A 14,579-nucleotide genomic window follows, 5' to 3' on the forward strand; every position below is an offset into this window, starting at 1 on the left:
TCCACGGGTTCGGCCGCGAAGCCTGAGCCGCCAGCCTGAGCCGCAGCGACCGGTCCGGCCGGACACCACAACCGTCATCGTCGTGAATTCCAGCCATCCTGTCGCGGGGACGCAAAAATGGCCGCCACACACACGACAGGCCACCATCGGATACGATGCGCCGAGGTCGCGACGACCCTTTCTCCCCGCATTCCGTGAGGACTGCCTTGCATGTTTCAGGGACGGACGGGATGGGTATGCAGAAAAACTTTGGTTCCATTCGCCGGCCTGCACCCGGTGCGCTTCACTTCGCATTCGCACGCGAAATCATACCGGTGTGCGACTTCCGAAAAGACTGCGCGAAAAAGGGGGGCGAGCCTTGCTGTACACATTGATCGTCGGCCTGGGCCGCTCGGGCCTGGGACTGCACGTGCCGGTGCTGTCGCGTGCGCGGTCCCACGTACTCGGCACCTTCGCCGACCACCCGATCGTGGGAGTGGATCCCGGCGACACCGCCCGCGCCGAGCGGCGGGGTCTGCTGATCGCCGAATCTCTGCGCCAGGCGCGCGATCTTCTCGACCCGGCGCGGACCGTCGTCCATCTGTGCACGCCGCCCGCCGTGCGCGCCGAGGTGCTCCGCGAGGTGGCCGGGCTCGGGTTCTCGCGGATTCTCATGGAGAAGCCGCTGGCCGGCGACCTGGACACGCTGCGGTGCATCCTGCGGCTCGCACGGGAACAACAGCTGCGCCTGTCCGTGGTGGCGCCCTGGCTGCACAGCACGCTGACCCGGCGTCTCGTCCAACTGGTGGGCCATCGGGAGCCCGGCGCTGTTCGTTCCGTGTCCGTCACCCAGCACAAGCCCCGGTTCCGGCGCTCCCTGACCACCAGCAGTCACACCTCCGCCTTCGACGTGGAGGCGCCGCACGCGGTGGGTCTCCTCCTGCGCCTGCTGGGTGACGCGCAGGTGCGCGGCGCGCGCTGCGCCGACCTGCGGGTGGGAACGACGACGGTGCCGAACATGGGCGGTGCGCACCTCGAACTGCTGCACACGGGCGGGATCCGCAGCGAGGTGCTGTCCGACCTGTCCGCACCGGTACGTCAGCGGCGGGTCGTCCTCGGCATGGAGGACGGAAGCGTCGTCGGGCACTACGCGGTCGGCCAGGACGACGACTTCGCACAGTTGGAGATCACACGTGACGGCCACACCACCCGCGAGGTCCTCCGTGACGACTCGCTCACGGCATGTCTGACCGATGCCTATCGCGGCTACGCCGAGGGCGGCGACGCAGGTGCGGGCGACCTCGGCCTGCACGTGCGGACGGTCGAGCTGCTGGACGAGGCGAAACGGCTGGCGGCCCTGTCTCCCGCCGACGGTACGCACTCTCGCAAGGAGGCCCTCTCGCATGGGCGTTGACCTTCCCGGAGCGGGCCCCCAGGAGTCCCGGTTCGCCGTGACCGAGGACGCCCCGAGTGGACCGGCGGCCCCCGGTGTCCGGTTCGCGGGCATCGGGGACGAGGCCGCGGCGGATCTCACCGGGCAACTTCAGGCACTGCGCCAACTCGGCTGGGGGGCGATCGAGTTGCGCACCATCGATGGCGTCGCGGTCGCCGACCTCGACGACCGGGCCTTCGCCGCCCTGGCCCACCGGGTCGCGGCAGCCGGTCTCGACGTCGTCTGCGTCGATTCCCGGATCGCCAACTGGAGCCGCCCGATCACCGGGCGCTTCGAGGACGACGTGCGGGAGTTGCGGCAGCTGGCCCGGCGCTGCACTGCCCTGGGCACCCGGTTCGTCCGGGTGATGTCCTACCCCAACGCCGGCCTGGACGAAGAGGAGTGGGGCAGGCGGGCGCTGGACCGGATGGCCCGGTTGGCCCGGCAGGCCGAGCAAGAGGGGCTGGTGCTGCTGCACGAGAACTGCAGCGGTTGGGCCGGCACCCGGGCCGACCGGATGCGGCAGCTCCTCGACCGCGCCGGTGGTCCCGCGCTGCGGCTGCTGTTCGACATGGGCAACGGCGTGCCGCACGGCTATGACGCCCGCGCGCTGTTGGACGAGATCATCGACCACGTCGCCCACGTGCACGTCAAGGACGCCCGGACCGGGCCGGACGGCCAGGTCACTTACACACTGCCGGGCGACGGGGAGTCCCGCGTACGCTCCTGCCTCGGCGCCCTCGTCGACCACGGATACACCGGTGCCTGGTCCATCGAACCGCACACCCATCTGCAACCGCACCAGGGCCAGGACACCACCGATGCCGACGGTGTGGCGGCGTTCGTCCGCTACGGGCGGTGCCTGGAACGGCTCGTTCGGCAGGAAACCCGGCCTGCCCGGATTCCCGCCGGTGGGGAGCGGCATGGTTGACGTTCCGGCCCGGCCTCCCTTCCCGCCCGCATCCGCCGCCCTGCCACTTTCCGCGGTCCTGTCGCCTCCCGCCCGGTTGACGCCGGCCGATCACCAGCTGCTGCTCGATCTGCTCGCCACTCCCACAGCCGGGCCGCTGGAGACCGGCACCGACGGTCCCGCGGTGCGCCTTTGGGAAGCCGGACGGGCCTATGCGGCGGCCGCCGCGGCCACCGGTCTGCGGGTGCTGCGCCACGCCCCACCCGATCCGGCAGCGCTGCGCCGGGACGACGTGCCGCTCACGGTCCGGGAGGCGGCGCGGGACGAGACGTTCCTGGCCCGGCAGCCCAGCCTGGTGCTGCGCCTCGGCCCCGGACTCCCGCGGCGGGACACGGTGATGTTCAACGTCCACCTGGACACGGTCGCCGGCTGGTGGCCGGCCCGCTTCGACGGCCTGCGTTTCACCGGCCGGGGAGCGATCGACGCCAAGGGCCCCGCCGTCGCCCTGCTCGCCGGCATCCGGGCCGCTCGCGCCGCCGAGCCGGCCCTGGGCAGCCGGGTCGGTGTGCTCATCCAGGCAGTCGCCGGGGAAGAAGGCGGTGCCCTGGGCACGTTCGGCACCAGGCCGCTGGTGGAGGACGGGTTCACCGGCAGCATGAACCTGTTCTGCGAGCCCACCGGGCACCGCTTCCTGCCCCGCTCGACGGCATCCATGACGGCCCTGGTCCGCGTCGAGGGCGAGGACGCCGTGGACGACCGCCCCGAAGCCGGCCACAACGCGACCGTGCTGCTCGGGCACATCAGCCACTACCTGGCCCGAACCCTGCCGCCGCGGATCGGCGACGGCAGGGTGTGCGTGGCCGGCCTGCACACCGGCGAACGGCACAACCGGGTCTACGGCACCGGCCGTCTGCTGCTCAACATCTCCTACGGATCACGGCCGGCCGGCCGAGCCGCCGAGGCCGCGCTGGAGCAGGCGCTGCACGAGGCACTCGCCGACTTCGCCGCCGGCGCCGCCGGCATCCCCGACCTGGCCAGGACAGCCCTGGACGCGGCACGGATCACGTCCCTGCACTGGCACAAACGTGGCCTGCCCGCGCTGGACGGCCGAGGCCGCGCGCCGTGGGCCGAGGAACTGCTGGAACGGTACGCGGGCCTGGTGCGCTGGCCCGACGAGGAGCCGGCCTTCACCTGCGACGCGATCTGGATGGCGGACGTACCCGACAGCTACACGGCGGTCTTCGGCCCCGGCGACCTGGACACCAACCACGCGCACGCCGCCGGCGAGTACGTCGACCTGGACGACCTCGACCGGTACGCCGACGAGATCGCCCGCATTCTGGTCGCCCGGGTCCGCCACGGGCCGCCCGGCGACGCTGCCGGCGAACCCTCTCACGCTCACTCAGCTGCCGTGCCCGGCACGGCCGCGGACAGGATCTCTCCTCGATGACCTCGACGGTTTCCACCACCTCCACGGCCTCCGCAGACGCAACCGCCCCTGGTGCTGCGAGGCCCCGTTCCGGACCGTGTGCCGTCCCGCCGCAGGCCACCGGCACTGCCGGCGACATCGCGGCACGGGTGCCGTACCCGGACCTCCTCGCATTCGTGACACAGGTCCTCTGCGCCAGGGGACTGCCCGAGGACCGCGCGGGAACCGCCGCCGAGGCACTGTGCCACGGCGACCTGACGGGCTTCACCAGTCACGGCATCACCAACCTCACCCGGCTCTACCTCCCGCTGCTCGACTCGGGCCGCTGCGATCCACGTGCGGAGCCGCGCATCGTCGCCGACCGCGGTGCCTCGGTGCTCCTCGACGCCCGCAGGGCGCTCGGGCTGTGGGCCGCAACCGAGGCGATGGACCTGGCGGTCGAGCGTGCCCGCCGGTACGGGGTCGGCATGGTCTCGGTGCGGGGAGCCACCCACTTCGGCTGCGCAGGCCACCATGCCCTGCGCGCGGTCCGGCACGACATGGTGGGCCTGGTCACCGCCAACTGCGGCCGGCAGCGGATCGTCCGCCCGGTCGGCGGACGGGCTCCCATGCTGGGCACGAATCCGCTCGCACTGGCCGCACCGGCCGGCGACCGGCCGCCGTTCGTCCTGGACATGGCCACCACGGTCGCTCCCACCGGCAGGATCCGGGCCGCCGCACGCGCCGGGCAGAGCGTGCCCGCGGGCTGGCTGCAGGACGACGACGGCGCGCCGGTGACCGACCCGGCCGCCTTCGACCGCGGCCAGGCACACCTGCGCTGGCTCGGCGGTGACCCCGACACCGGCGCGTACAAGGGTTTCGGGCTCGGTCTGCTGGTCGAGGTACTGTCCGCGCTCGTCCCCGGAGCCGGCATCGGCCCGCAGGAGGAGACGGCGGAGCCGGCCGGCCCTGACGATGACATCGGCTGCTTCATGCTGGCCGTCGCCCCCGGGCGCCTCAGGCCCGAGGCGGAGTTCCGCGCCGACGCGGCCGACTTGTTCGGTGCCCTCCTCGGCTGTCCGCCGGTCCGGGCGGAGGAACCGGTGCGCTATCCCGGCTGGCCGGAGGAGGTCCGCTCCCGGGAGCGGCGCGCTCACGGCGTCCCGCTGGAGCCGGCCCTGCACCGGGAGATGCTCGACCTGGCCCGGAACAGCGGTCTCGGCTTCCCGGAACCCGTCCGGCCCGCAGAGGCGGGGAGCCCGGCATGACGCTTCCCCGCATCGGCCTCATCGGCCTCGGTGTCATCTCCCGCTTCTACCTGGCCGCGCTCGAAAGCGCCGGGTGCGCGCGGCTGGTGGCGGTGTGCGACACCGACGAGGACCGGCTCGCCGCCGCACCGGCGCACGTACCGCGCTACCGCGACCACCGTGAGCTGCTGCGGGCCGCGGACCTGGACGCCGTGGTGGTCAACGTGCCCAACGACCTGCACTATCCGGTGTGCAGGGACGCGTTGGCGGCCGGACGCGCGGTCTGCGTGGAGAAGCCGCTCGCCACGCATCCGCACGACGGCCACCATCTCGCGCGGCTGTCCCGGCAGCGCGGCACCGTGCTGTTCACCTCCTTCCACCGCCGCTACAACAGGGAGGTCGACGCGCTCCGCCGGCGCATCGCCTCCGGCGCGCCGATCGTGTCGCTGACGGTGCGCTACGAGGAGACGATCGAGGAGCACGCCGGTCGGGACCGCTGGTATCTCGACCCGGAGCGCTGCGGGGGCGGCTGCGTCGCCGACAACGGGCCCAACGCGTTCGATCTCGTTCGCCTGTTCCTCGGAGACGTACGGGTGACGGAGGCCACCGTGCACCGCGATGCGCGGGGCGTCGACCGGCAGGCGCAAGTGCTGTTGGCCGCCCCGTCCGGAGCGGCGGCCGCCCGGGTGGTGCTCGACTGGTCCCGTCCCGGCGAGCGCAAGACGGTCGAGGTGCGACTCGCCGACGGGACGGTCGACCGTGCCGACATGCTCGCGGGTCATCCGGAGTTCAAGGGGTCCCTGTGGCACGAATACGTGGGCGTCCTGCGGGACTTCACCGACGTCCTGTCCGGCCGGCGCACGAACGGCCCCGACGGTCTGGCCGCCCTGGAACTGGTGGCCGCCACGTACGCCTACGAACGCCTCGGCCGACCCCGTGCCGGACAGGAGGTACGCCACCCGTGACACCCGGAGAGGACGGTGCCAAGCGCGCCGTGTACGGGCGGCTGGTGAAGGTCCTCACCCACCGGCGTGACGACCGGGGGATGACTCTGGAGGAGTTCGCGAGCCGGTGTGTCCGCCGTGGGGAGGTGCATGAGCTGGTGACCACCGACCACACGGAGACCGCCGCCGGCGCCCGGATCGACCGCGTCGGATTCCTTGGTTTCGTGGAGATCGGATGCGCCGGCGTCATCGACCGGGGCGACGAGGTCTGGGCCGGCGGGAGCCTGGTGGGGACGGTCCTGGGATTCGACGCCTGCCATTTCCCGAACCACTACAACATCCTCATCTCGGCGCCCGAACGGCTCACCGGCCCGCAACTCGGCCTCGCCCCCGAAGCCGATGTCAGGTTCGAGCAGCGCGCTGAGGTGCCACACCCGCCCGGAAGCAACCCGATGCCGCGCGGCCGACGCCCGCCGGCCGATCACCTGGAGCACCCGTGAACCCACGCATCGACCTCGCCGAGCTGGAGCCCGCCGCCTATCAGGCCATGCTGGGCCTGGAGCAGTACCTCTCGACCAGCCCACTGCCGGCGCCGCTGCGCGAGCTGGTCAAGCTGCGGGCGAGTCAGCTCAACGGCTGCGCCTTCTGTGTGTCCCTGCACAGTCACCAGGCCAGGAACGGCGGAGAACCGGACGAACGGCTGTTCTCCCTCGTGACCTGGCGCGAGTCCCTCTTCTTCACCAAGGCCGAACGTGCCGCGCTCGCACTGACCGACGCCGCCACCCGCCTCGACGCGGAGGGAGTCCCCGACGAGGTGTGGAACGAAGCCGCCGCCCACTACGACGACCGGCAACTGGCGGCGCTCGTCATGACGGTCGCCACCGTCAACGCCTGGAACCGCATCGGCGTCAGCACCCGCTTGGTGCCGAGCCGTCGTCAGGGAGACGGCCACTGAACGACCGGGGAGCCGCAAAGAGGCAGTTCCCCGGATCTGGCCGGAGGGCAATGCCCAGGCCAGTACAGCAGGCCCTCGCTCCCGGCCACGGATGCCGCCATTCAGAGTCGGGGCGACCACCCGGGGTTTCGGAGACCCGAAGCCCCGGAGGCGGGGCTGCGCCTCGAATTCAGCACGGAACCAGCACGGGGTTCGTGGCGTGCTGATTCGGCGCTGGCCGACCTGGGTCGCAGCGCGCTCCATTGCCCCCGACGGCATCCGCACATGGTTGCTCAGTGTCACCAACAGCCTGAGCCGACAGGGATAAGCGAGCATGACCAGAACGACGAATCATTGATCGGAGAGACATCCGCTAGGTGTGCTGTCCGACAAGGGCCGCGGCTCACTGAGAGCCGTGCCCGAGGAGTACGCCCGGCCGAGGTCGCGGAGACGCACCGCGAGCCGGGCCCGCACCTGCCGGGCCGGGGAGTCGAACTTCACGGCGGCACCAGGCACGTCGGCAGGACCCCTCCGGGCACGGGGGGATTCCCCCACACGGGACGATCTTGGTTGATATACGCTGCGTCCGACTTGTTCGAACAGTTCGGCGAATCCGTGCCAACCGATTCGTCCTGCCCGGGGGGGCATTCCCATGGCTTCGCAGTCCCGCGCGGTGCTCGGCATCGCGCTCACTCCCGTCTTCGCTCTGGCGGCCGCCGACCCGGCCGCCGCCCACACCACCGCCACGGCCACTCGCACCGCCACGGCCGCCGGTACCGCTGCGGACGCCGGCACCGCTGTGGCCGCCGTCGAGACGCGTGCGCCGGGCTCGTGGGGTACCCGCGCCCTCCACGCCCCGGCCCCCGACCCCGGTTCCGCCTCGGGCGGGCTGAACGCCCTGGTGTCGGCCGGGGACGGCGCCCTCGTCTCCCTCACCGGCGACGGGCGTTCCACCCGGATCCGGCCCGCCGGCAGCACTCGTTGGCTCACCCCGCAGACCTGGCCGGACGCCGGCGGATACAGCACCGAGTTGGTCTCGCTCGGCGACGGCTCCGTACGCCTGGCCTGGCGGGCCGAGCGCGCCGACGACCAGGGCAACCACTGGCTGAAGGTCGCCACCCTCACGCCCGGCGCGACCGCCTTCTCCGAGCCCGAATACGTCGCCGCGGTCCCCGAGAAGGGCTACCACCACCTGGCGGCGACCCCCGACGGCCGGTTGGTCGCCGTGTGGTCGGTCTCCGGCGTCGTGAGGGCCGCCGAGAAGACCGGCCCGCAGGCCGCGTGGACCGCTCCGGCCGACCTCGACGAGCAGCCGCCGTCCGGCAGCCGCGACATCGCCAACATGGACCTCGCGGTCGCCGAGGACGGCACCGCCCTGCTGATGTGGCAGTGGCAGGCGAGCAAGGCCGTCGTCGCCCTGGAGAAGGCCCCCGGCGCGTCCGCCTGGACCGCGGTCCAGGGCTTCCCGGTCCCGAACAAGGATCTCGCGCGTCCGAAGGTGTTCGCCGATCGGCAGGGCGGCTTCGACGTCTTCTACGACGACGCGCACCTCATGCACTCCCGTCGGCCCGCCGGCGCCACGCAGTGGAGCACCCCGCAGTCCGCCGACAGCCAGGGCAGCACGTACAGGATGACGGCGCCCGTCTACCTGCCCAACGGCGACCTCTTCGTGGCCGGCGGGCCCACCGCCCCCTGGTACGCGGTGCGTTCGGCGGCCACCGGCCTCTGGCTGCCGTACTCGCAGCGCTTCTCCACCCACCAGAAGGTGCGGCATGTCGCCGCGGCCGCCACCTCGGGCGGCACGGTCACGGTGACGTGGCGGGAGGGCTACTCGTACGAGGAGTACACGATGGCCGCCGTCTTCAAGGGCGGCACCTGGTCCACCCCGCGGCGGCTGAGCGCGAAGAGCGCCCGGTTCACCGGGGCGCCGCAGGTGGCCGCCGACGCGCTCGGCCGGCCCGTCGTGCTGTGGGACGAGTACCTGCGGAGCGAGACGAACAGCACCGTCCTGGACGGCGTGTACCAGGCCACCGCCACCGGCCGCGCGCTGCCCGAGTGGCGTGACTACACGGACGACGGCAAGGCCGACCTGTTCGGCCGGGGCAGCGCCGGGCTCAAGGTGTACGCGGGTGACGCAACGAAGCTGATCGCGGGTCAGCGCGCGAGCGGCTGGCCGACGGGCACGCTCGTACTGCCTTTCGGCGACCTCGACGGCGACCGCTGCAACGACGTGTTCGTCCGCTCCCCGAAGGGCGAGGCCCGCGTCCACCCGACGATCTGCGGCGGCGGGCTGCCCGACCAGCAGACGTTCTCCATGAAGGTCTCCTCGGACTGGAGCGCGTACAACGCGGTCCTCTCGCCCGGCGACATGACGGGCGACGGCAGGGCCGACCTGGTGACCCGGTCCGCCTCGACCGGGAAGCTGTACGTGTACGCGAACAACGGCGCGGGCGGCTTCCCGGCCCGAGCACTCGCCGGGTCCGGCTTCGGCGGCTACAAGAGGCTGATCGCTGCGGGAGACCTGGGCGGCGACGGCAAGAACGACCTGCTGGCCATCGACGCGTCGAACGAGCTGTGGCGGTTCAACGGGACCGGCGCCGGCACCTTCAAGCCGCGGTCGCTGGTCTTCAAAGACTGGGGCACGTCCTACAAGGACGTGGTCGGCGGACTCGACCTGTCCGGCGACGGCCGGGCCGACCTGGTCTCACTCGACAAGGACGGCCGAGCCTGGCTGAACCGGGGCAACGGCACGGGCGGCTTCGACAGCCGGTCCCAGGTCGGCAAGACCACGAACTGGTCGGACATCCGCGTCTCCTGACGGCACGAATCCGGGGGCGGTCCGGCACCGTGGGGCCCCGGAGGCGGGTTCGTCTCTGATTCCGCCTCCTGGGCGCGGTGGTCGGGCGGCCCGACCACCGCGCCCTGGAAGGCGGACGCGGCCCGCCTCGCCTCCCGCGCGTGAGAGATCTCTTCGTGACTCAGCAGGGAGTCGGGACTCGGCGCGGCAAGCGGCCCCGCAGCCGCCGCGTCGAGTGACTGCCCGAACGGCTGGCTCCGCTGACCGTCCCACAGTCCCTCCGTCATGACCGGGGCGACGCCCCGACATAGCCCCCGACATAGCCCCCGCGTTCGCCCTTCCTTTTTGGGCACCCCAACGCGACCCTTGCATCTGACCATTTGTGTGTTCGGGTTGAAGGCCGGTCGAGCAGTCCGGTCGCGCCATACCGCCGGTAGCGATTCACCCACTTCGGTGCGCAAGATCGGGAGATGCCCATCTCAGCTGCAACGTGAGCGATCGGCCGAGTCCGGCACCGCTCGACGAGGCGCCGCCGGCCCTCGATGCTGAGCGGGGAGTTGGCATGGGTCATCGAACGCTGCTTTCTTCGACGGCGTCCTGGGCCACGGCCTCCGTGCCGGCCTCACCCGTGCTGAGGAAGGTTCTCGGTATCCGGCGCAGGGCGAATGCACCGAGTGCGGCGTGCAGGGTGCCGGCGATGACGGCAGCGGTGTGCAGACCGGTGACGAAGGCGGTCTTCGCGTCGCCGATCACCGCGGCCGTGAGGCCGGGGACCTGCAATGTCTCGTTGAGAGTACCGGCGAGGTCAGGTCCCTGGAGCCGGAAGATCAGGGCGGCCAGCGAGCCGAGGAGTGCGATGCCGAGCGCGTTGCCGATCTCGTTGCTGGTCTCGGCGATCGCTGCCGCGGACCCAGCGCGCTCTGCGGGAACCGCGGCGATGGCGGTGTCGGCGACGACGCTGAAGGAGATGCCGTAGCCGATGCCGGCGATGACGGTGGATGCCACGTACCAGCCGATACCGCTGGAGATGCTGGTGGCCAGCAGCAGGAGCAACCCTGCGGCGATGAGGAAGTGGCAGGTGATGAGCGCTGCCCGGGTGCCTATACGCGTGACGAGTGCCGGTGTGACGATGCAGGTGACGGTGAGCACGGCGGCGCCGGGGAGCGCGACGAGAGCCGCATCCAGGACGGTCAGTCCGAGGACGGACTGGAGGTAGATGCCGCCGAGGTAGGCCACTGCCGACCATGCGGCCAGAGGCAGAAGCCCGGTGATGGCCGCAATCGTGAACACCCGGTCGCGGAAGAGGCGGAAGTCGATCAGCGGGCGTTCAAGGCGGAGTTGCCGCCGGACGAACCACCACAGGGTCACGACGCCGACGATCCCTGTGGCCATCGGAGCCGCGGTCAGCCCATCCGCCGCCACGTGCTTGATCGCGTAGACGGTCAGCAGGATGCCCGCAGCGGAGAGCAGAACGCTCAGAGCGTCGATGCGGCCGGTCCGGGTGGCACGTACCTCGCGGAGCAGGACCGGGGCCAGAACGAGGAACAGCACGACGACGGGGAGATTGATCAGGAAGACCGATCCCCACCAGAAGCTGTTCAGCAGTTGTCCCCCGACGACCGGGCCGATCGCGAAGCCGGCGGCAAAGGTCGCTGCGAAGATGCCGATCGCTTTCGCTCGCAGGCGTGGGTCGGTGAACAGTTCGCTGAGTACCGCCAGCGCCGACGGCAGCAGCGTGGCACCGGCCACGCCCATCAGCGCCCGGAAGGCGATCAGCAACTCCGGCCCGGGGGCGAACGCCGCTCCCGCCGAGGCCGCGCCGAACACCGCCGCGCCGGTCATCAACAGCTTCAACCGGCCGTATCGGTCGCCGACGTTGCCGAACGCGATGAGTAGGGACCCGACGGCGAATCCGTAGACGTCCAGGATCCACAGCGCCTGATCGGCGGTCGGCGACAGCGCCTCCGCGACCTTGGGCATCGCCAGGAACAGGACCGAACTGTCCATCGCGACGAGCAGTACCGGGCCAAGCACCACCAACAGACCGAGCCACGCCCGCGGACCCGGTGAGTGAGAAACGCGCTGTTCATTCATGCTTGGGATGGTGCGGCGTCGTCCGCTCGGCAGCCATCCCCGCGTCATGGGTACACCTCACAGGGGCACCCAGGCACGGACCGTGGCGCCTACGCTCGCAGTCATGGAGCTGGAGAACCTCGGGACCTATCTCAAGACCCGCCGCGACCGGGTCACGCCCGCCGACGTCGGACTGCGCACTTACGGCACCGCCCGCCGCGTACCGGGCCTGCGCCGCGAGGAGCTCGCCCAACTCGCCGGCGTGAGCGCCGGCTACTACACGCGGCTGGAACAGGGCCAGGCCGGTACGGCCTCCCAACAGGTCCTCGATGCGCTCGCAGGCGTGCTACAGCTCGATCCGGCCGAGACAGCCCACCTGCACAACCTCGCCCGTCAGCCCGCCACATCACGCCTGGTTCGTCCCCGACCTGAAAGGCCGCACCCACGAGTACTGGCGCTCCTGGCGTCCCTGGGTGAGACCACTCCGGCCGTCGTGCTCGGCCGCCGCGGCGACGTGCTGGCCTGGAACCACACCGGACATGCCCTCGTCGCAGAACACGTCGACTTCGACGCGCCCCACGATCTCGCACATCGGCCGTCCATCCCCCGGATGTTCTTCCTCGACTCCCTCACTCGCGACCTGCACCGAAACTGGGATGAACTGGCACGAACCCATGTCGCGTACCTGCGCCTCACAGCGGGCAGGTATCCCAACGACGCCCGGTTGGCCGCACTGATCGGCGAACTCGCCATGCGTTGCGGCGACTTCGCCAAGCTGTGGGCCAAAGGTGACGTCGCGGACTGCACCGTGGGCACCATGCGCTTGCAACACCCCACCGTCGGAAGGGCCGACGTCGACTACCAGGTGTGGCTCCAGCCCGACAGCCCCGACCACCGGCTTGAGGTCTACACACCCAACGACAGCGCCTCGGCCGACGCGCTGCGACTGTTGTCCAACCAAGTTGTCGATCAGCAGGAACCTGAGGTCGCCCTCAACGAGGCGCCCCGGCACCTGGCCAGGTAAGTGCTGCCCGTCATCGTCATGGAGACGTAGGTCTACGCGAGTTCGGCCTTTGCCGGGCGGCCGGGAAACGTCGGCCAAGGCCTCAGAAGCCGAGAGCCCCGTCGCCGGCCGCCAGGACCGGGGCGCATCCCTCGGCGGGCGCAGTCGCGCAGCAGGTCCGCCGATGCCTCCCCCGACTCCCGGTAGCCGTCCTCATGCACGTAGTCGATCTCGGCGAGGTCGCGGTCCATGAAGGCTGCGTGGTCGGCCTGTCATTGCTGGGTCGTCGTTACGAAGCGCGATGCTCTGCACGTAGTGCGGCGCCGCTTCGATCTGCAGTGAACGGTGCACTTCGATGAGTCATAGCGGCGTGTCATCAGTCGATGGGGGCGACTCGGATCAGGTTGCCATCCGGATCCGCGACGACGAAGGTGCGCCCGAATACTTCATCGCGCGGCTCGCTGACCACTCGGACCCCTTTCGCCACCCACCGTTCAAACTGGCGATCGATCGCGTCGGGTCCGCCAGACAGTGCGAGACAGACCTCGCTGGTGCGTGGCACCTCCGGGGTCAGGCCGTCGAATTGCCCGCTCCAGAGCGCAAGGTCTGCGCCGTCGCCAAGATCGAAGGCGATGTATCCAGGGGTCTCGAAGCTGGGCTTGATCTCGAGCAGGTCTGCGTAGAAGCGGGCAGCTTGGGGTGCTTCATTGACGTAGACGATGAACACGATCGAGGTCGACATTGCTCACTCCTTGGGGCGGTCTCACTGAACGACCGGAGCCTGCCTGTCATTCATGACGGATTCCGTCATGTTTCCTGAGAGTCTTGATCCGTGACTCCGGATCGTTTCTTCTCGCTGCTGCTGACGCTGCAATCTCGGGAGACCATGACGACCGCCGATCTGGCGGCGCAAGTCGGTGTGTCGGTCCGCACCGTCGTCCGAGATCTGCAATGGCTGCAGGAAGCGGGCTTCCCGCTGCTGATCCGACGAGGCCGTTGGGGCGGGGTGACCCTTCTACCCGGTGGGTTGCTCGACACGTCACGACTCACCCCCAGCGAACGGGACCATCTCGCGCTTTACGGCCTCGACGACATGCAGCGCGAGCAACTCGGAGCCTCGGCCGACACCCAGCGCGCGCACCAGAAAGTGCGGTCGACCCTGCGCCTGTCGAACACCGATGTGCTGCCCTTGAGCACGGTCGTTACCACCGACAACAGACCGTGGTTCTCCGGAGACACCGAGGGGCTGCCTCCGGCAGCGCTGGTGGGTGACCTGCGTCGCGGTGTGCGGTTGCGCATCTGCTACCGCCGATCCGAGGACAGCGAGGACACCTGGCGGGTCATAGATCCTTATGGGTTGCTGGCCAAAGCCGGGAGGTGGTATCTCGTGGCAGACTCCGCGGGTCGTCCTCGACTCCACGCGCTGGAACGGATCGTCGGCTGGGAGTCGATGCGGGCAGCTCGTCGGCTGCGTCCGGACGTGACCCTGGAAAGCGTCGCAAGCGAACTGACGGCGCACTGGGAGAACCCGGACGCCTTCCAGATCCACGCCGAACTTGACTCGAACCAACTCAGTCGGGCGAGGCGCATCCTCGGCCGCCGCTTGACCATTCGGGACACCGCAGGAGCGCAACGAGTGAGCATCACGGTCACCGGCCGGGACTTGGAGGACGTTCGCCTGCTACTGCAGTTCGGCGACAGCGTCACCGTCACCGGCCCCGCAGAAGCTCGCGAGCGCATCCGACAACTCGCCGAACAGATCCTTCGGATGTATCCCTAGAGAGATATCGCACTGAAGCTCGCACACGAGGTGACATCGACGTCCGGCCCCACAAGACACGGTGCGGGGAGG

The 14,579-nt window shown here is 70.5% G+C and carries 12 protein-coding genes and 1 pseudogene; 10 read left to right on the top strand and 3 right to left on the bottom strand.

The annotated features are described in order from the left end of the window. Nucleotides 1-358: 358 nt before the first annotated feature. From PV963_RS04285 to PV963_RS04320, 8 genes are all read left to right on the top strand, one after another. A complete protein-coding gene (locus PV963_RS04285; protein WP_274814208.1) occupies nucleotides 359-1,393 on the top strand; it encodes a Gfo/Idh/MocA family oxidoreductase in 1,035 nt (344 codons plus the stop codon). Beyond that, nucleotides 1,383-2,342: a sugar phosphate isomerase/epimerase family protein gene (locus PV963_RS04290; protein ID WP_274814209.1), complete on the top strand. Its 960-nt coding sequence runs from the start codon at nucleotides 1,383-1,385 to the stop codon at nucleotides 2,340-2,342. Before PV963_RS04285 ends, PV963_RS04290 begins: the two co-directional genes overlap by 11 nt. Continuing rightward, a complete protein-coding gene (locus PV963_RS04295; RefSeq protein ID WP_274814210.1) occupies nucleotides 2,335-3,771 on the top strand; it encodes a M20/M25/M40 family metallo-hydrolase in 1,437 nt (478 codons plus the stop codon). Before PV963_RS04290 ends, PV963_RS04295 begins: the two co-directional genes overlap by 8 nt. Next, a complete protein-coding gene (locus PV963_RS04300) occupies nucleotides 3,768-4,997 on the top strand; it encodes an Ldh family oxidoreductase (RefSeq protein WP_274814211.1) in 1,230 nt (409 codons plus the stop codon). The genes PV963_RS04295 and PV963_RS04300 overlap by 4 nt, the downstream gene beginning before the upstream one ends. Further along, complete coding sequence (locus PV963_RS04305) at nucleotides 4,994-5,941, top strand: Gfo/Idh/MocA family protein (protein WP_274814212.1); 948 nt, start codon at nucleotides 4,994-4,996, stop codon at nucleotides 5,939-5,941. Before PV963_RS04300 ends, PV963_RS04305 begins: the two co-directional genes overlap by 4 nt. After that, nucleotides 5,938-6,420 carry a DUF6917 domain-containing protein gene (locus tag PV963_RS04310; protein WP_274814213.1) on the top strand — a complete coding sequence of 161 codons (483 nt, stop codon included), beginning with the start codon at nucleotides 5,938-5,940 and terminating at the stop codon, nucleotides 6,418-6,420. The genes PV963_RS04305 and PV963_RS04310 overlap by 4 nt, the downstream gene beginning before the upstream one ends. Then, nucleotides 6,417-6,875 (top strand): carboxymuconolactone decarboxylase family protein, encoded by a 459-nt coding sequence (locus PV963_RS04315; protein WP_274814214.1) that lies wholly within the window; start codon nucleotides 6,417-6,419, stop codon nucleotides 6,873-6,875. The genes PV963_RS04310 and PV963_RS04315 overlap by 4 nt, the downstream gene beginning before the upstream one ends. Before the next feature lie 631 nt (nucleotides 6,876-7,506). Further along, on the top strand, nucleotides 7,507-9,672 hold the full coding sequence (locus PV963_RS04320) for an FG-GAP repeat domain-containing protein (RefSeq protein WP_274814215.1): 2,166 nt from the start codon (nucleotides 7,507-7,509) through the stop codon (nucleotides 9,670-9,672). A gap of 337 nt (nucleotides 9,673-10,009) precedes the next feature. Here PV963_RS04320 and PV963_RS04325 read toward each other — a convergent pair. Continuing rightward, nucleotides 10,010-10,222 (bottom strand): annotated as a pseudogene (locus PV963_RS04325) (helix-turn-helix domain-containing protein); the annotation flags it as partial. After that, nucleotides 10,219-11,745 carry an MFS transporter gene (locus tag PV963_RS04330; RefSeq protein WP_274814217.1) on the bottom strand — a complete coding sequence of 509 codons (1,527 nt, stop codon included), beginning with the start codon at nucleotides 11,743-11,745 and terminating at the stop codon, nucleotides 10,219-10,221. The gene PV963_RS04330 and the pseudogene PV963_RS04325, both read right to left, overlap by 4 nt. A 103-nt stretch (nucleotides 11,746-11,848) precedes the next feature. Between PV963_RS04330 and PV963_RS04335 the strand changes: the two genes are divergently transcribed. Continuing rightward, complete coding sequence (locus PV963_RS04335) at nucleotides 11,849-12,748, top strand: helix-turn-helix transcriptional regulator (RefSeq protein WP_274814218.1); 900 nt, start codon at nucleotides 11,849-11,851, stop codon at nucleotides 12,746-12,748. Nucleotides 12,749-13,103: 355 nt separating this feature from the next. Here the strand turns inward: PV963_RS04335 and PV963_RS04345 are convergent, their stop codons facing one another. Further along, nucleotides 13,104-13,469, bottom strand: a complete 366-nt coding sequence (locus PV963_RS04345) for a VOC family protein (RefSeq protein WP_274814219.1) — start codon at nucleotides 13,467-13,469, stop codon at nucleotides 13,104-13,106. Between the two features lie 90 nt (nucleotides 13,470-13,559). Here PV963_RS04345 and PV963_RS04350 point away from each other — a divergent pair, with 90 nt between their 5' ends. Next, on the top strand, nucleotides 13,560-14,507 hold the full coding sequence (locus tag PV963_RS04350; protein WP_274814220.1) for a helix-turn-helix transcriptional regulator: 948 nt from the start codon (nucleotides 13,560-13,562) through the stop codon (nucleotides 14,505-14,507). Nucleotides 14,508-14,579 lie beyond the last annotated feature (72 nt).

Source organism: Streptomyces coeruleorubidus (genome assembly GCF_028885415.1).
GTDB lineage: Bacteria > Actinomycetota > Actinomycetes > Streptomycetales > Streptomycetaceae > Streptomyces > Streptomyces coeruleorubidus_A.